Here is a 17,366-nt window from a genome sequence, read left to right on the forward strand (position 1 = left end):
ACCTGCACTCCACTCATTCTGCCCCCGGATCGTCTCCCGAATCCGGGAACAACACGTCGGCAAAGCCGAACCTGCTCAAGTCGCGCATGCGCATCGGGTACAGCACGCCCGCTAGATGATCGCATTCGTGCTGCACGACCCGCGCGTGAAACCCGTCCACACTGCGGTCGATCCGGCTGCCGTCCGGCGCGCGCCCCTGGTAGCGGATACGCCGGTAGCGCGGCACCACCCCGCGCAACCCCGGCACGGACAGGCAACCTTCCCAGCCCTCCTCCTCGTCGCCGTCCAGCGGCGTGATGACCGGATTCACGAGGATCGTGCGCGGCACCGGCGGCGCCTCCGGATAACGATCGCTGTGCTCGAAGCCGAAGATCACCACCTGCAGCCCCACCCCGATCTGCGGAGCCGCCAGCCCGACGCCCCCCGCGGCGGCCATCGTGTCGAACATGTCGGCGATCAGCGCATCGAGTTCCCGCGTGGCGAACGCGCGCACCGGCTCGGCCGCCTGGAGCAGGCGCGGATCGCCCATGCGGAGGATGGATCTGACTGCCATGGATTACACGCTCCCGAACGGTTTCGACGTGATGGACGCCGGCCGCACGACCGCCGGCCCGCGCGCAATGGTACGACGAGCCCGATCCGCATCAAAGCCGCCTCCGCCCTCCCGGCCGCGGCTCCGACGGCGCGATCGCCCCGAATTGAGCGGTTTTCCCAACGCTTATCGACGCAGCGACAGCCGCTTCGCGGCGATAAGCTGATCCCATGTCCGAACCGTTTGGTACGAACGGACGAGGAGCCGAAGATGGACATCGAATATCTGGAATACGACTGCGAGGTGATCGACCTCGATGACAACCCCGCCCCCGGCCGCGAAGCACAGGCCGACGATGCCGCGGTCGAGGCTGTGTTTGCCAGCTGGTTCACCGACTGGCGCAACCGCAGCGCAGCCGACGCAGGGATCGGCGCGAACTGACCTTCTGCGCTACCATCGCCCACACCGATCAGCGGCGCCTGCGCGCAACCCCCGCGCTTCACGACGAATCGTCCGGATGACGCCCGACCTCTTCGATCATGGCGACGAAGCCCCCACCGGCCGCGAAGCGCTGGCACCGGGCGCGCTGGTGCTGCGCGGCTTCGCCCGCAACCAGGCCGAGGGCCTTGTCGCCGAGATCGACGCAATCTGCGCTCGCGCCCCGTTTCGTCACATGCTCACGCCTGGCGGTCAGCGCATGTCCGCCGCGATGACCAACTGCGGCCCGCTCGGCTGGGTATCGGACCGCCGCGGCTATCGTTACCAAGCCGTCGATCCCGACAGCGGCAAGCCTTGGCCGCCCATGCCCGGCGCCTTCCTCCGACTCGCCGCGGATGCCGCCGCCGAGGCCGGGTTTGCAGGATTCGTTCCCGACGCCTGCCTCATCAACCGCTACGAGCCCGGCGCCCGGATGTCCCTGCATCAGGACCGCGACGAACGCGACCTGTCGGCCCCCATCGTCTCGGTATCGCTCGGCCTGCCGGCGATCTTCCTGTTCGGCGGCCCGAATCGCAGCGACCGCGCCGAACGCGTGCTCCTCCTGCACGGTGACGTCGTGGTGTGGGGCGGCCCGTCCCGGCTGCGCTTCCACGGCATCCTCCCCGTCAAGGAGGGCGCTCACGCACTGCTCGGCCGCCAGCGCATCAACCTGACCTTCCGCAAGACAGCCTGAGCGGCCGCAACGTCGCGCGGAGCACCATCGACGCCGGGCACATCGAGCTTATCGGAGTACCGTCAGGTGTACCGGCACCGATCGCCCGCCAGGGAAATCCGCAACCACACCGCCAGACGTAAAAAAACCCGCCGGGCCTAAAGCCGAGCGGGTTTCTCGTGCAGCTTGCCACCTGGTGGCTGATGTTCTGGTGGGTGCTAACGGGGTCGAACCGCTGACATCCTCCTTGTAAGGGAGGCGCTCTACCAACTGAGCTAAGCACCCGTACTGGACGGGTACTTGGCCCTTCCAGCAAAGTCCGTCAGTTTACTGCATCTTTCAGGGCCTTGCCAGCCCTGAATTTCGGAACCTTCGCCGCCTTGATCTTGATGTTCTTGCCGGTACGCGGATTCCGTCCGGTGCGCGCCGCACGCTCGCCAACATGGAAGGTGCCGAACCCGACGAGGGTCACGGAGTCGCCCGCCTGAAGCGCGTCCTTGACCGCCGCAATCGCAGCATCGAGCGCCTTGCCCGCGGCCGCCTTCGACAACTCTGCTCCCGAGGCGATTTGGTCGATCAGTTCGGATTTATTCACTTAAGTCCCCTTCTGGATATGAGAGCGATGACCCGAAATGCGCAAACCCACAGCCGGAGCCGCATTCAGGGCGATTCCAAATGCGTTGCGAGAAGCACGGCCTTTATATCGCGCGGTCTTCCGGGGTGTCAATACGCGCTGCAGCGATTTACATCGTTGCAGCGCGTATTCGACGCGGGACTCGGGGACCCGTCCCTCGCTCTCAGTGTGCGCGGACGGTCTTGCCGCTCGCGCTGCCCTCGGCGGAGTCCGCCGGCGGCGTCTCCTCGACCACGGCCTCGGGCAGGGGCTGAGGCGTGCGCTCGAGGGCATGCTCGAGCACCTGGTCGATCCAGCGCACGGGGATCACCTCGAGCGCGTTCTTGATGTTCTCGGGAATTTCCACGAGATCCTTCACGTTCTCTTCAGGGATCAGCGCCACGCGGATTCCGCCGCGCACCGCTGCGAGCAACTTCTCCTTGAGACCGCCGATCGGCAGCACTTCGCCGCGGAGCGTGATTTCCCCGGTCATCGCAACGTCGCAACGCACCGGAATGCCCGAGAGCACCGACACCAGCGCGGAGCAGATCGCGATGCCCGCCGACGGACCGTCCTTCGGAATCGCGCCTTCCGGCAGGTGGATGTGGATGTCGCTCTTCTGGTAGAAGTCTTCCTGGATGCCCAGCGAGCGCGAACGCTTGCGCACCACCGACAGCGCCGCCTGGATCGACTCCTGCATCACCTCGCCGAGCTTGCCGGTCGTCATGACCTTGCCCTTGCCCGGCAGCGCGACTGCTTCCACGGTCAGCAGCTCGCCGCCGACCTCGGTCCAGGCTAGGCCCGTCACCTGGCCGATCTGGTTTTCCTTCTCGGCCATGCCGAAGGAGTACTTGCGCACGCCCAGGTACTTGTCGAGATTCTTCGCGTTGACGACCACCTTGCTGGTGCGCTTCTTCAGCACCAGCGACTTCACCACCTTGCGGCAGATCTTGGAGATCTCGCGCTCCATGCTGCGCACGCCCGCCTCACGGGTGTAGTAGCGGCACACGTCGCGCAGCGCTTCCTCGGTCACCGACAGCTCGTCGCGCTTGAGGCCGTTGTTCTTCATCTGCTTGGGCAGCAGATAGCGCAGCGCGATGTTGACCTTCTCGTCTTCCGTGTAGCCGGACAGGCGGATCACCTCCATCCGGTCGAGCAGCGCCGCCGGGATGTTGAGGGTGTTCGCCGTCGCCACGAACATCACGTCCGACAGGTCGAAATCGACCTCGATGTAGTGATCCTGGAAGGTGTGGTTCTGCTCGGGGTCGAGCACTTCGAGCAGTGCCGAGCTCGGATCGCCGCGGAAGTCCATGCCGAGCTTGTCCACCTCGTCGAGCAGGAACAGCGGGTTCTTCACCCCGACCTTGCTCATGTTCTGCAGGATCTTGCCCGGCATCGAGCCGATGTAGGTGCGACGGTGGCCACGGATCTCGGCCTCGTCACGCACGCCGCCCAGCGCCATGCGGATGAACTTGCGGTTCGTCGACTTGGCGATCGACTGGCCGAGCGAGGTCTTGCCGACGCCCGGGGGGCCGACGAGGCACAGGATCGGCGCCTTGACCTTGTCGACCCGCTGCTGGACCGCAAGATATTCGAGGATGCGTTCCTTCACCCGCTCGAGACCGTAGTGATCCTTGTCGAGGATCTTCTCCGCCTCGGCAAGGTCGCGGCTCACACGCGACTTCTTCTTCCATGGCAGGCCGACCAGCGTGTCGATGTAGTTGCGCACGACGGTCGCTTCGGCCGACATCGGGGACATCAGGCGCAGCTTCTTGAACTCCGCCTGCGCCTTCGCGAGCGCCTCCTTGGGCATGCCCGCGGCCTTGATCTTCTTGTCCATCTCCTCGAGGTCGGCACCCTCCTCGCCTTCCCCGAGTTCCTTCTGGATCGCCTTGACCTGTTCGTTCAGGTAGTACTCGCGCTGGCTCTTCTCCATCTGGCGCTTGACGCGGCCACGGATGCGCTTTTCGACCTGCAGGATGTCGAGCTCGGTCTCGAGCTGGGACAGCAGGCGCTCCAGGCGATCGCCGGTGTCGGCCATCTCCAGCACTTCCTGCTTCTGCTCGAGCTTGAGCGGCAGGTGGGCGGCGATGGTATCCGCGAGCCGGCCGGCATCATCGATCCCGGACAGGGACGCAAGGATCTCCGGCGGGATCTTCTTGTTCAGCTTAACGTACTGGTCGAACTGGGCGATGATCGCGCGGCGCATCGCTTCGAGTTCGTTGTTGTCGGTCTCGGGCACCGGCACCGGGGTGACCTTGGCCACGAACACGCTGCGCAGGTCCTCGACCGAATCGACACGCGCCCGCTGCACGCCTTCGACCAGCACCTTGATGGTGCCGTCGGGCAGCTTGAGCATCTGCAGGATGTTGGCGATGCAGCCGATCTCGTAGAGGTCTTCGGCCGACGGCTCGTCCTTGGCGGCGGATTTCTGCGCCACCAGGAGGATGCCCTTGCCCGCCTCCATGGCGTTCTCGAGTGCCTTGATGGACTTGGGGCGACCCACGAAGAGCGGAATCACCATGTGCGGGAACACCACTACGTCGCGCAGCGGCAGCAGCGGCAGTTCCATTTGCTCGTGGGGGAGGTCAAGCGGGCCTGACATGATTGTTTTTACCTCGAAAGGATTGGTCAGGCCCACATGGGGGCCCGACCATGAAATATCAAGCGGCGCCTAGAACCGATTTCGGTTTTAGTTGGAACCCGACACTTTCTGTTGGTCCGCGTAGATCAACAGCGGCTGGGCGCCTTCTTCGATGGTGCCTTCGTCGACGACCACCTTCTCCACCCCTTTCATGGTGGGCAAATCGTACATGATGTCCAGCAGCGCCCCCTCGAGGATCGAACGCAGGCCGCGCGCGCCGGTCTTGCGGCGGATCGCCTTGCGCGCCACGGCGTGCAGTGCCGCCGGACGGATTTCGAGTTCGACGCCTTCCATGGAGAACAGCTTCTGGTATTGCTTCACCAGCGCGTTCTTGGGCTCGACGAGAATCTGGATCAGCGCCGCCTCGTCGAGTTCCTGCAAGGTGGCAACGACCGGCAGGCGGCCGACGAATTCCGGGATCAGGCCGAACTTGACCAGATCCTCGGGTTCGACCTGGCGGAAGGACTCGGTGAGGTCGCGCCCCTGGCGGCTCTTGATCTCCGCGCCGAATCCGATGCCGATCTTCTCCGTGCGGTTGCGGATGACCTTCTCGAGGCCGTCGAACGCGCCGCCGCAGATGAAGAGGATGTTGGTGGTATCGACCTGGATGAAATCCTGGTTGGGATGCTTGCGCCCGCCCTGCGGCGGAATCGAGGCCACGGTGCCTTCGATCAGCTTCAGCAGGGCCTGCTGCACGCCCTCGCCGGACACGTCGCGCGTGATCGAGGGGTTGTCCGACTTGCGCGAGATCTTGTCGATCTCGTCGATGTAGACGATGCCGTGCTGCGCCTTGTCGACGTCGTAGTCGCACTTCTGCAGCAGCTTCTGGATGATGTTCTCGACGTCCTCGCCGACGTAGCCGGCTTCGGTGAGCGTCGTTGCATCCGCCATCACGAACGGCACGTTGAGCAGGCGCGCGAGCGTCTGCGCGAGCAGCGTCTTGCCGGAGCCGGTCGGCCCGATCAGCAGGATGTTGCTCTTCGACAGCTCGACGTCGTCCTTGCGCCCCGAAATGTGGCGCAGGCGCTTGTAGTGGTTGTACACCGCGACGGCCAGGTTGCGCTTGGCCTGTTGCTGGCCGATCACGTACTGGTTGAGGATCTCGCAGATCTCGGCCGGCGTCGGCAGGCTGCTGCTGCCGCCTTCCGCCTCGGCCGACTGTGCGATCTCATCACGGATGATGTCGTTGCACAGCTCGATGCACTCGTCGCAGATAAAGACCGACGGTCCCGCAATGAGTTTGCGAACCTCATGCTGGCTCTTTCCGCAGAACGAGCAGTACAGCAGCTTTTCGCCGCCCGCCTTCTTATCCGTCATGGTCTTCCTCTCGTATGTCAGGCTTCGGAGCGGGTCGTCAGGACCTTGTCCACGATGCCGTACTCCATTGCATCCTTGGCCGACATGAAGTTGTCGCGATCCGTGTCCTTCTCGATCCGCTCGATGGCCTGCCCGGTGTGCTTCGCGAGCATTTCGTTGAGTCGAGCCCGGATGTTGAGGATCTCGCGGGCATGGATCTCGATGTCAGACGCCTGGCCCTGGAAACCACCCAGCGGCTGGTGAATCATGACGCGGGAGTTGGGCAGGCAGAAGCGCTTGCCCTTCGCGCCGGCGGCGAGCAGGAAGGAACCCATGCTCGCGGCCTGCCCGATGCACAGCGTGCTGACGTCGGGTTTGATGAACTGCATGGTGTCGTAGATCGCCATCCCCGCCGACACCGAACCCCCGGGGGAGTTGATGTAGAAGAAGATGTCCTTGTCCGGGTTCTCGGACTCAAGGAAGAGCAATTGCGCCACGATCAGGTTGGCGGTGACGTCGTTCACCGGACCGACCAGAAACACCACGCGCTCCTTCAGGAGGCGTGAATAGATGTCGTAGGCGCGTTCGCCCCGACCGCTCTGTTCAACCACCATCGGAACCAGGCCGAGGCCGACCGGATCCCAGCTGCTGCCCGAATGTGGCGCCATGTTGCTCATTCCTTGGACCTTTGCGGCATCAGGCCGCGTTGTTACCCATCAGTTCGTCGAACGAAACCGCGTTATCACTGGTCTGGGCCTGCGAGCTGACCCACTCGACCACGTTGTCCTCGATCACGACGGCCTCGGCCTGCGCGAGGCGCTCCGGCTGCGCGTAATACCAGCGTACCAGTTCCGACGGATCTTCGTAGCTCTGGGCCATCTCCTCGACCAGTGCGCGCACCTGCTCCGGCTTGGCGTAGAGTTCCTTCGCCTTCACGAGTTCAGCCATGATCAGGCCCAGTTTGACGCGGCGCACGGCCTGATCGGCAAACCAGGCGGGCTCGACCGGGATGTCCTTGGTCTTCATGCCGCGCATCTCGAGGTCACGCTTGGCGTTCTCGGCCAGCTGACGGCTCTCGGCGTCGATCAGCGCCTTCGGCACTTCGATCGGGTTGGCCGCCAGCAGCGCGTCCATGACCTGTTCCTTGATCTTGGCCTGGATGCGGCGCTTCACTTCGCGCTCGAGGTTGGCGCGCACTTCGTCGCGCAGCTTGGCGACGTCGCCGTCGGCAACGCCCAGCGCACGGGCGAGGTCGGCATCGACCTCCGGCAGCACGGCTGCTTCGACGCGCTTCACGGTGACTTCGAACTGGACCGTCTGGCCGGCGAGGTTAGCCGCGTGGTAATCCTCGGGGAAGGTCATGTCGAAAGTCTTGCTTTCGCCAGCAGCAAGACCGGTCACGGCCGTCTCGAAATCCTTGAGCATCGAGCCCGCGCCGATGACGAAGGGGAAGTCCTGCGCCTGGCCGCCGTCGAACAGCTCGCCGTCCTTGCGGCCGGCGAAGTCGATCACGACGCGGTCGCCGTCAGCGGCGGCGCGCTCGGCGGTCTCGAAACGGGTGCGCTGCTTGCGCAGCACTTCGATGGTCTTGTCGACTTCGGCATCGCCGACCGACAGCACCGGACGCTCGATCTTGCTCTGCGACAGGTCGCCCAGCTCCACCTGCGGATAGACTTCGAACACGGCGCTGAACGACAGCGTGCCCTCGGCCGCGGCGTCCTTCGGCTCGATGCGGGGGTAGCCGGCGACGCGCAGGTTCTGTTCGCGCACGGAGTCGCCGAACGCCTTTTCGACCGCAGCACCGATCGCCTCCGAGCGCGCCTGCGACTCGTAGGTCTGGGCGACGATCTTGAGCGGCACCTTGCCAGGCCGGAAACCCGGCATCTTCACGGTACGCGCCATGCGCTTGAGGCGAGCGTCGACTTCCTTGTCGATCTCGGCCATGGACACGGACATGTCGATGCGGCGCTCCAGCGCGCCCAGCGTTTCCTGGTTGGTCTGCATTAAGTAACGATCCCTGACAAGTCAAAGTTTGCTCACGGAGCACCCGCCGGATCCCGGCGAGGCCTGCCCGACCGAAACGGGCGAACGGAGCGCGTAAAAAGTAGGTTTTCGATTCTAGCACAGCAGGAGCCCCTTCCTTCCAGAGTCCTTAAGGCCGCAAAATGAAGCCTGAGAACTTGCGCATGGAATGAGAAAAACCACGGAACTTGGGCCGGCGAGCGCCCTCTGACGGGTGTCGGCGAACGGCTTGACCCAGACAGGAGGAATCCAGATGACGATCTTCAATGCCTATCAGGCCCGCTTCGAGGCGGCCCGCGAAGAGGAGATGTCCATCCAGGAGTACCTGGAGTTGTGCCGGTCGGATCGTTCGGCCTATGCAACCGCCGCCGAACGGATGCTGATGGCGATCGGCGAGCCGGAACTGGTCGACACCCGCCTGGATCCCCGCCTGTCGCGCATCTTCTCGAACAAGGTGCTCAAGATCTACCCGGCCTTCCGCGACTTCTACGGCATGGAGGAGGTCATCGAGCACATCGTCTCGTATTTCCGCCATGCAGCGCAGGGCCTGGAGGAGAAGAAGCAGATCCTCTACCTCCTCGGCCCGGTCGGCGGCGGCAAGTCGTCGCTGGCGGAGAAGCTGAAATCGCTGATCGAGAAGGTACCCTTCTACGCGATCAAGGGGTCGCCGGTGCATGAGTCGCCGCTGGGTCTGTTCGATCTGAACGAGGACGGCCGCCTGCTCGAGGATGATTTCGGCATCCCGAAACGCTACCTCAACACGATCATGAGCCCGTGGGCGGTCAAGCGGCTGCACGAGTTCGGCGGCGACATCACGAAGTTCCGCGTCGTCAAGCTGCGCCCGTCGGTGCTGAAGCAGACGGCGGTCGCCAAGACCGAGCCGGGCGACGAGAACAACCAGGACATCTCCTCGCTGGTCGGCAAGATCGACATCCGCAAGCTCGAGCAGTACTCGCAGGACGATCCGGACGCCTACAGCTATTCGGGTGGCCTGTGCCTCGCGAACCGCGGCCTGCTGGAATTCGTGGAGATGTTCAAGGCGCCGATCAAGGTGCTGCACCCGCTGCTGACTGCGACGCAGGAAGGCAACTACAAGGGCACCGAGGGTTTCGGCGCGATCCCGTTCGACGGCATCGTGATGGCGCACTCGAACGAGTCCGAGTGGGTCGCTTTCAAGAACAACCGCAACAACGAGGCCTTCCTCGACCGCATCTACACGGTGAAGGTGCCGTACTGCCTGCGCGTGTCCGACGAGGTGCATATCTACGAGAAGTTGCTCGTCGAGAGCTCGCTGGCGGACGCGCCGTGCGCGCCCGACACGCTGCGCATGATGGCGCAGTTCGCCGTGCTGTCGCGCCTGAAGGAGCCGGAGAACTCGAGCATCTACTCGAAGATGCGCATCTATGACGGCGAGAACCTCAAGGACACCGACCCGAAGGCGAAGAGCTTCCAGGAGTATCGCGACTACGCCGGTGTCGATGAGGGCATGACGGGGCTGTCGACACGCTTCGCCTTCAAGGCGCTGTCCAAGGTGTTCAACTTCGACCACCGCGAGGTGGCGGCGAACCCGGTGCATCTGATGTACGTGCTCGAGCAGCAGATCGAGCAGGAACAGTACGCGCCGGAAGTCGAGGCGCGCTACATGGGCTACATCAAGGAGTTCCTCGCGCCCCGCTACGCCGAGTTCATCGGCAAGGAGATCCAGACGGCCTACCTGGAAAGCTACTCCGAGTACGGACAGAACATCTTCGACCGTTACGTGACCTACGCCGACTTCTGGATCCAGGACCAGGAGTTCCGCGATCCGAACACCGGCGAGATCCTCGACCGCTCGGCGCTCAACGACGAACTCGAGAAGATCGAGAAGCCTGCCGGCATCAGCAACCCGAAGGACTTCCGCAACGAGGTGGTGAACTTCGTGCTGCGCGCAAGGGCGAAACACGACGGCAAGAACCCGAGCTGGACGAGCTACGAAAAGCTGCGCGGCGTGATCGAGAAGAAGATGTTCTCGAACACCGAGGAGCTGCTGCCGGTGATCAGCTTCAACGCGAAGGCGAGCGCCGACGAGCAGAAGAAGCACCAGGACTTCGTCGATCGCATGATCGATAAGGGATACACCGAGAAGCAGGTACGGCTGCTCTGCGAGTGGTATCTGCGGGTCCGCAAGTCGTCGTGACGGATGCGCCGTCCGGACGACATGTCCGGGCGGCGCTGCGCATCCCTGCCGGAGACATACATGACGCGCATCATCGATCGACGGTTCGACAGCAAGAAGAAAAGCGCGGTCAATCGCCAGCGCTTCATGCGCCGCTTCAAGCAGCAGATTCGCCGCGCGGTGAACGACGCGATCCAGGATCGCTCGATCCGCGACCTCGACAACGGCGAGCAGATCACGATCCCGTCCAAGGACCTGAGCGAGCCGCAGTTCCAGCACGGCCGCGGCGGCATCTGGGAACAGGTCTTTTCGGGCAACGACCAGTTCGCCAGCGGCGACCTGATCAACCGCCCCCCATCCGGCGGTGGCGGAGGACGAGGCCAGGGCAAGGCGAGCAACGAGGGTGAAGGCGAAGACGATTTCGTGTTCCACCTGTCGCGCGAGGAATTTCTCGACATTTTCTTCGACGACCTTGCCCTGCCCAACCTGGTCCGCACCCAGCTCGCGCGCATCTCGGACTACAAGACCCAGCGCGCCGGCTTCACGTCGGACGGCTCGCCGATGAACATCAACATCGTGCGCTCGATGCGCGGCGCCCTGGGGCGCCGGCTGGCGCTCGGCTCGCCGTTTTCCGCGCGGCTGCGCGAGCTGCAGAAGGAACTGGACAGGGTCATCGAGGAGTCGGGCGAGGACTGCGAGGAAGCGCTGAACCTCAAGGACGAGATCGGGCGCCTGCGCGCGAAGATCGAGGCAATCCCCTTCATCGACAGCTTCGACCTGCGCTACAACAACCGCATCCGCGTGCCGAAGCCGACGACGCAGGCGGTGATGTTCTGCGTGATGGACGTCTCCGGCTCGATGGACGAGGAGAAGAAGGCCACGGCGAAGCGCTTCTTCATGCTGCTGTACCTATTCCTCACACGCACCTACGAACAGATCGAAGTCGTCTTCATCCGTCACCACACGGTAGCGAAGGAAGTGGACGAGGACGAGTTCTTCCATTCGCGCGAGTCCGGCGGGACGGTGGTTTCGAGCGCATTGAAGCTGATGCACGAGGTGATTGCCGAACGCTACGCGCATGGCACATGGAACATCTACGGCGCGCAGGCCTCGGACGGCGACAACTGGGACAACGACTCCCCGATCTGTCGCGAACTGCTGGGCTCGCAGATCCTGCCGTGGTGCCAGTACTTCGCGTACATCGAGATCACCCCCGGCGAACCGCAGAACCTGTGGCGGGAATATGAGAAGCTGTCGGGCGAGCACAAGAACTTCGCCCTGCAGCGCATCGAGGAACCGGCCGACATCTATCCGGTGTTTCGCGAACTCTTCAAGAAGAATTTCGTATGAAGCGCGCCACCTCAAAGAAGGTCAAGCAGCTGCCGGCGACGTCCGAGTGGACGTTCGAGGCCATCGACGCCTACCACACCGAGATCGCGCGCGTGGCGGCGAATTTCGACCTGGACACCTATCCGGCACAGATCGAGCTGATCACCTCGGAACAGATGATGGACGCCTACGCCTCGGTGGGCATGCCGGTGAACTACCACCACTGGTCCTTCGGCAAGCATTTCCTGTCGACGGAAAAGAGTTACCGGCGCGGCCAGATGGGGCTCGCCTACGAGATCGTCATCAACTCGAACCCCTGCATCGCGTACCTGATGGAGGAGAACACGCTGACGATGCAGGCGCTGGTGATCGCGCATGCGGCCTACGGGCACAACAGCTTCTTCAAGGGCAACTACCTCTTCCGCACCTGGACGAACGCGGACGCAATCATCGATTATCTGGTGTTCGCGCGGAACTACATCGCGCAGTGCGAGGAGCGCTACGGCGAGGAGGAGGTCGAGTTGCTGCTCGACTCCTGTCACGCGCTGATGAACCTGGGCGTGGATCGCTACAAGCGCCCCCCGAAGCTGTCGCTGGCAAAAGAGAAGCTGCGCCAGGCCGAGCGCACGGAGTACCTGCAAAGCCAGGTCAACGAGTTGTGGCGGACGCTGCCGGCCCACGACGCCAAGCCGGGAAAGATCGCCGCTCCCCGCTTTCCGCCCGAGCCCGAGGAGAACCTGCTTTACTTCGTCGAGAAGCACGCGCCGCTGCTGGAACCCTGGCAGCGCGAAGTCGTGCGCATCGTGCGCAAGATCGCGCAGTACTTCTTCCCGCAACGCCAGACCCAGGTCATGAACGAGGGCTGGGCGTGCTTCTGGCACTACACCCTGATCAACAAGCTGTACGACGAGGGCCTGCTGGCGGACAGCTTCATGCTGGAGTTCCTGCAGTCGCATACCAACGTGGTGTACCAACCTTCGTACAACGATCGCTGGTATAGCGGCATCAACCCCTATGCGCTGGGATTTGCGATGTGGCAGGACATCAAGCGCATCTGCGATGACCCGACGGAGGAAGATCGGGCCTGGTTTCCCGACATCGCGGGCAGCGACTGGCGCGAGACCTTCGATTTCGCGATGAAGAACTTCAAGGACGAGAGTTTCGTCGCTCAATACCTGTCGCCCAAGATCATGCGCGATTTCCGCATGTTCGCGATCCTCGACGACGAACACGAGGCGAAGCTCAAGGTCTCGGCGATCCACGATGAGACGGGCTACCGCCGAGTGCGCGAGATCCTTTCCGACCAGTACAACCTGGGCAGCCGCGAGCCGAACATCCAGGTGTGGAACGTGGACCTGCGCGGCGACCGCTCGCTGACGCTGCGTCACCAGCAGTACCGCAAGCGCCCCCTGGGCGGGAACATCGACGAGGTGATGAAGCACATGGCGCGACTGTGGGGCTTCACGGTACGACTCGAGAGCCAGCATGAGGACGGAACGGTGGAGCTGGTGCAGGAGACGCGCCTCGAGAAGCGACGCGGGCAGGCCGAAAACTAGACGAGCCTGCCCCGTGCAGGGCTCGGCGAGGCGCCCTTCCCTCACGAGGAAGCGCGGGCATCGACGTCCGCATGCAGGGAGAACGCGATTGGCGGCTGCTTGCGCACGCGCTCCCATGACGCCTTTTTACCCGCCATTGCCGATTGCACATTGACGTCATAAATCCGACTGGGGCTAGAATCGGGCATTTCCCTTCCCGTCGGAGGCTCCATGTTCCTGCCGCCCAAACCGATCTACCCGGTAGACGGCATCCGTACGATCGAAGCACTGGCCGCACCGCACGCGCAACCTAGCCTGATGGAGCGTGCCGGCCGCGTCGCAGCGGAGGAAGCGGTGCGGCTGACGCAGGATCGCGCTGGCCATGTGCTGATCGCTTGCGGCCCCGGCAACAATGGCGGCGACGGCTTCGTGATGGCGCGCCGGCTGCTGCAGGCCGGACGCAATGTCACGGTCGCCTTTGCCGACGACGCGGCGAAGCTGCCCCGCGACGCTGCGGCTGCCTTTGCAGCATGGCGCGCGGCCGGAGGCGAGACGGTCTCGGACTTCCCCGCGGCACCGGCGAATGGGTGGGCGCTCGTGGTCGACGCCCTGTTCGGCATCGGACTGCGCAGCCCGGTCACCGGACGGCATGCCAAATGGATCGATGCGCTCAACGCACAGCACGCCCCCCGGCTGGCGATCGACATTCCGAGCGGACTGGATGCCGACACGGGCCGGGTGCTGGGCACGGTCTTCCATGCGACGACGACGCTCACCTTCCTGGCCCTAAAACCGGGACTTCTCACACACGACGGCCCGGACATCGCCGGCGTCGTCAATGTGCACCGACTGGACATCGATCCGCCGAACTACCTGCCGCCCATGGGGCTGCAGATCCAGCCGGGCATCCTCAGGCCCTTCCTGAAACAGCGCCTGCAGAACACCCACAAGGGGTGTTATGGCGACGTCGGCATCATCGGCGGCGCGCGGGGCATGACCGGCGCGGCCCTGCTCGCAGGACGCGCGGCGCTAAAACTGGGCTGCGGGCGCGTGCTCGCGGGATTGGTGGACGACGCGGCCCCTGCGGTCGACTTCACCCAGCCCGAGCTGATGCTGCAGCGTCCGGACGACGTCATCGAGCACGCAACCGTTCTCGCGCTGGGGCCGGGACTGGGTGACGGCGAGGTCGCCGCCACTCTGCTTGAGCGGGCGATCCGGCAAGCGCGCCCCGTGATACTCGACGCCGACGCCCTCAACATCGTCGCCGCCTCGGAGAACCTGCGTTCGCTCGTCGCTGCACGCGAGGCGCCCACGCTGATGACGCCACACCCGGGCGAGGCAGGACGCCTGCTGCGCTCGGACACTGCCGCCGTCCAGAGCGATCGAGTGGCGAGCGCACTGGATATCGCCCGGACCTTCAATGCGGTGGTAGTCCTGAAGGGCAGCGGGAGCGTGATCGCGACGCCGTACGGCCGCTGGCTTATCAACAGCACGGGCCATCCCGGCATGGCCAGCGCCGGCATGGGCGACGTCCTCACCGGGCTGATCGCGAGCCTCGTCGCGCAAGGGTGGCCGGCCGAGTCCGGCCTCATCGCCGCAGTACACTTGCATGGCGCAGCGGCCGACAGGCTCGCACGCGAAGGCATCGGCCCGGTGGGCCTGACGGCAAGCGAGGTCGCGGAGGCTTCGCGCGGCATCTTCAATGCGTGGACTATCCAGGCGACCAAGGGGCTCTGAGTGCGCGGCACAGCACGGGCGGTGATTTTCCACGAACAACCGGGGGTCTCCGCCCATCATCGCCCGATTGGGCTGCTAGAATCGCCGGATCCGATTTTGTAACAGAGCAATGCCGCGAATCAGCGTCGACCGTCTCCGGCCGGGCGTATTCATTTCCCTGGTCTCCCTCGGCTGGATGGGACACCCTTTCCTGCTCAACCGCTTTTGCGTGTCGAGCGAGAAGCAGATCCAGGCGCTGCGCGAGATGGGCATCACGGAGATCGAATGGGATCCGGCACGCAGCACAGCGGAGCCCCTCCCGCCGCGCGCGGCGAACCTTCCCGCTCCCGAACCGGACTTCGGCACCGCCGCCCTCGCCGGCATGCAGGACGAGAAGCGCGCGCGCATCGAGCGGGTGCGCGAACAGCGCGAGGGTCTCGCACGCCGCGAACGCCTGTTCGAGCAGCAGGCGGTTGCCGCCGGGGATGTGTTCCGGTCGCTGCTGAGCCGGCCGCAGGATGCACAACGGCAGGCCAATGCCCTGGTCGGCAGCCTGGTGGAGAATCTGCTGGGCAACGACAGCATGGTGATCCATCTGGTCAACCAGAAGAGCCGCGAAGGCGGACTGGCCTTCCATGCGCTCAACGTCATGGCCTTGTCGCTGATGCTGGGGAAGACGCTGGGTCTGTCGGAAGAGGAGATGCGCCACCTGGGGCTCGGCGCCCTGCTCCACGACATCGGCAAGCAGGAGATCCCGCCGCGCATCCTGCGCAACGCCAGGCGTACGGGTCCGGAGGAGGATTTCTACCGCGCCCATGTCGGCTACGGGATCAAGGCGGTCAGCAACATGCGCGACCTTCCCGTGCCGGTGCGCAACGTCATCGCCTGCCATCACGAGTTCTTCGACGGCAGCGGCTTTCCCAACCGGCTCGCCGGCGAGAAGATCCCCCGCCTCGCCCGCATCGCAGCGATCGCGAACCGTTACGACAACCTGTGCAACCCCTTCGACCTGCGCGAGGCCAAGGCGCCGGCCGAGGCGCTGCGCCAGATCTTCCGCGCCGAGAGCAAGCACTACGATGAACAGCTCGTGCAATTGTTCATCAGGACGCTGGGGGTGTATCCGCCGGGAACCTTCGTGGCGCTGTCGAACGGCGGCGTCGGCATGGTGGTCGAAACCAACCCGGCGAACCTTCTTCATCCTCTCGTGATGCTGCATGACCCGGACATCCCACGCTCGGAAGCCATGCTGGTGGACCTGCGCGATGCCGACCTGAAGGTGGAAGCGGCACTGAGCCCGGCGACACTGCCGGTCGAAACCGTCGAATACCTCGCACCGCGCGGGCGGCTCGATTATTTCGTGGACGGCAGCAGGAACTGAGCTGCGTTCGCGCCGCGCGCAGTGCGTTCAGCCACGGCTCCGCGCGACATCCGGTCGACGCGGCAGGCGGATGGCGCCCGTGGCGAGCCCCGTGCCGGCGAGAATCACCGCGCATCCGGCGAGCATGTTCGAGGTGATCTCCTCGTCGAGCAGCATCGCCCCCCACAACATGCCGAAGACGGGGATCAGGAAGGTGACCGCGATCGCACGCGCCGGCCCGATGTGGGCGATGAGGCGGAAGTACATGACGTAGGCGACGCCGGTGCACGCGAAGGCGAGCAGGAGCACCGCGATCCAGGCTTCGCGCGCCGGCATTGCCTGCGGCCACAACCACACGGCGAAGGGCGCCAGCACGAGGGCTGCGTAGAGCTGGCTGCCGGTGGCGATGGCCATCGGATCCACGCCCGACAGGTAGCGCTTGGTGAAATTGGCCGCGATGCCGTAATTCAGCGTCGCCGCCAGGCAGGCGGCCACCGCCCAGCCCGAGCCGCCGGCCTGGAACGAGGCCTTGCCCCACACGAGGATCACGACCCCGAGCAGGCCGAGCAGCAGGCCGACGGTCGCCGCCGCCGACAGGCGGTCCTTGAGCCACACCCAGGCGACCAGCGCCGCGAACAGCGGCGACGTGGCATTGACGATGGAGGCAAAACCGGCGGTGACCGACAAGGCCGCCCACGCATACAGCACGAAGGGCAAGGCGGAGTTGGTCAGCCCGACAAACAGCAGGGGCCCGGCCTTGCGCCACAAGGGGGCGAGCTTGCCACGCCACGCGAGCACGGGCAGCAGCAACAGGGCTGCGAGGCCCACCCGGAGCTCGATCAGGGCGGCCGGACCGAATTCCGGGGCCGCGACGCGCATGAAGAGGAACGACCCGCCCCACAGGGCGGCGAGGATCAGCAGTTCGGTCAGGTCGCGCGCTCGCACTTCGACTCCTGTTATCGCCGCACGGCGTTCAGGGCACGCTTGCCCCGGCCCCCGGCGGAACGGCTAAAATTT

General features: G+C 64.7%; 14 protein-coding genes and 1 tRNA gene. 7 read left to right on the forward strand and 8 right to left on the reverse strand.

The features are described from left to right. Positions 1-13: 13 nt before the first annotated feature. Positions 14-553 (reverse strand): peptide deformylase, encoded by a 540-nt coding sequence (gene def / locus GO615_RS15930; protein WP_169129794.1) that lies wholly within the window; start codon positions 551-553, stop codon positions 14-16. 249 nt (positions 554-802) lie between these two features. Here def and GO615_RS15935 point away from each other — a divergent pair, with 249 nt between their 5' ends. Beyond that, the gene (locus tag GO615_RS15935; protein ID WP_169129796.1) at positions 803-973 is read left to right on the forward strand and encodes a hypothetical protein; all 171 of its coding nucleotides are present in this window, start codon (positions 803-805) and stop codon (positions 971-973) included. 76 nt (positions 974-1,049) lie between these two features. Further along, entirely contained in the window at positions 1,050-1,703 is a 654-nt protein-coding gene (gene alkB / locus GO615_RS15940) for a DNA oxidative demethylase AlkB (RefSeq protein WP_169129797.1), read from the forward strand. 188 nt (positions 1,704-1,891) lie between these two features. On the opposite strand, the gene GO615_RS15945 is transcribed toward alkB, so the two are convergent. The 6 genes from GO615_RS15945 to tig form a co-directional block, all read right to left on the reverse strand. Then, positions 1,892-1,967, reverse strand: a tRNA-Val gene (locus GO615_RS15945). Positions 1,968-2,004: 37 nt separating this feature from the next. After that, positions 2,005-2,277: an HU family DNA-binding protein gene (locus tag GO615_RS15950; RefSeq protein ID WP_169129798.1), complete on the reverse strand. Its 273-nt coding sequence runs from the start codon at positions 2,275-2,277 to the stop codon at positions 2,005-2,007. 202 nt (positions 2,278-2,479) lie between these two features. Next, entirely contained in the window at positions 2,480-4,900 is a 2,421-nt protein-coding gene (lon, locus tag GO615_RS15955) for an endopeptidase La (RefSeq protein ID WP_169129799.1), read from the reverse strand. Positions 4,901-4,987: 87 nt separating this feature from the next. Beyond that, positions 4,988-6,256 carry an ATP-dependent Clp protease ATP-binding subunit ClpX gene (gene clpX, locus GO615_RS15960; protein WP_169129800.1) on the reverse strand — a complete coding sequence of 423 codons (1,269 nt, stop codon included), beginning with the start codon at positions 6,254-6,256 and terminating at the stop codon, positions 4,988-4,990. 17 nt (positions 6,257-6,273) lie between these two features. Continuing rightward, positions 6,274-6,912: an ATP-dependent Clp endopeptidase proteolytic subunit ClpP gene (clpP, locus tag GO615_RS15965; protein WP_076601043.1), complete on the reverse strand. Its 639-nt coding sequence runs from the start codon at positions 6,910-6,912 to the stop codon at positions 6,274-6,276. A 19-nt stretch (positions 6,913-6,931) separates the two neighbouring features. Continuing rightward, positions 6,932-8,239 carry a trigger factor gene (gene tig, locus GO615_RS15970; protein ID WP_169129801.1) on the reverse strand — a complete coding sequence of 436 codons (1,308 nt, stop codon included), beginning with the start codon at positions 8,237-8,239 and terminating at the stop codon, positions 6,932-6,934. 271 nt (positions 8,240-8,510) lie between these two features. Between tig and GO615_RS15975 the strand changes: the two genes are divergently transcribed. The 5 genes from GO615_RS15975 to GO615_RS15995 all read left to right on the forward strand — a co-directional run bounded on the left by GO615_RS15975 (position 8,511) and on the right by GO615_RS15995 (position 16,370). Next, positions 8,511-10,433 (forward strand): PrkA family serine protein kinase, encoded by a 1,923-nt coding sequence (locus GO615_RS15975; RefSeq protein ID WP_169129802.1) that lies wholly within the window; start codon positions 8,511-8,513, stop codon positions 10,431-10,433. Between the two features lie 60 nt (positions 10,434-10,493). Further along, a complete protein-coding gene (locus GO615_RS15980; protein ID WP_169129803.1) occupies positions 10,494-11,762 on the forward strand; it encodes a YeaH/YhbH family protein in 1,269 nt (422 codons plus the stop codon). Continuing rightward, positions 11,759-13,297 carry a SpoVR family protein gene (locus GO615_RS15985; RefSeq protein WP_169129804.1) on the forward strand — a complete coding sequence of 513 codons (1,539 nt, stop codon included), beginning with the start codon at positions 11,759-11,761 and terminating at the stop codon, positions 13,295-13,297. Before GO615_RS15980 ends, GO615_RS15985 begins: the two co-directional genes overlap by 4 nt. Before the next feature lie 210 nt (positions 13,298-13,507). Beyond that, the gene (locus GO615_RS15990) at positions 13,508-15,013 is read left to right on the forward strand and encodes an NAD(P)H-hydrate dehydratase (protein ID WP_169129806.1); all 1,506 of its coding nucleotides are present in this window, start codon (positions 13,508-13,510) and stop codon (positions 15,011-15,013) included. A 109-nt stretch (positions 15,014-15,122) separates the two neighbouring features. Continuing rightward, positions 15,123-16,370 (forward strand): cyclic di-GMP phosphodiesterase, encoded by a 1,248-nt coding sequence (locus GO615_RS15995; protein WP_169129808.1) that lies wholly within the window; start codon positions 15,123-15,125, stop codon positions 16,368-16,370. Positions 16,371-16,397: 27 nt separating this feature from the next. Here GO615_RS15995 and GO615_RS16000 read toward each other — a convergent pair whose 3' ends face one another. Further along, the gene (locus GO615_RS16000; RefSeq protein WP_169129809.1) at positions 16,398-17,294 is read right to left on the reverse strand and encodes an EamA family transporter; all 897 of its coding nucleotides are present in this window, start codon (positions 17,292-17,294) and stop codon (positions 16,398-16,400) included. Positions 17,295-17,366 lie beyond the last annotated feature (72 nt).

Origin of the sequence: Aromatoleum evansii (genome assembly GCF_012910805.1) — a bacterium.
GTDB classification, from domain to species: Bacteria; Pseudomonadota; Gammaproteobacteria; order Burkholderiales; family Rhodocyclaceae; genus Aromatoleum; species Aromatoleum evansii.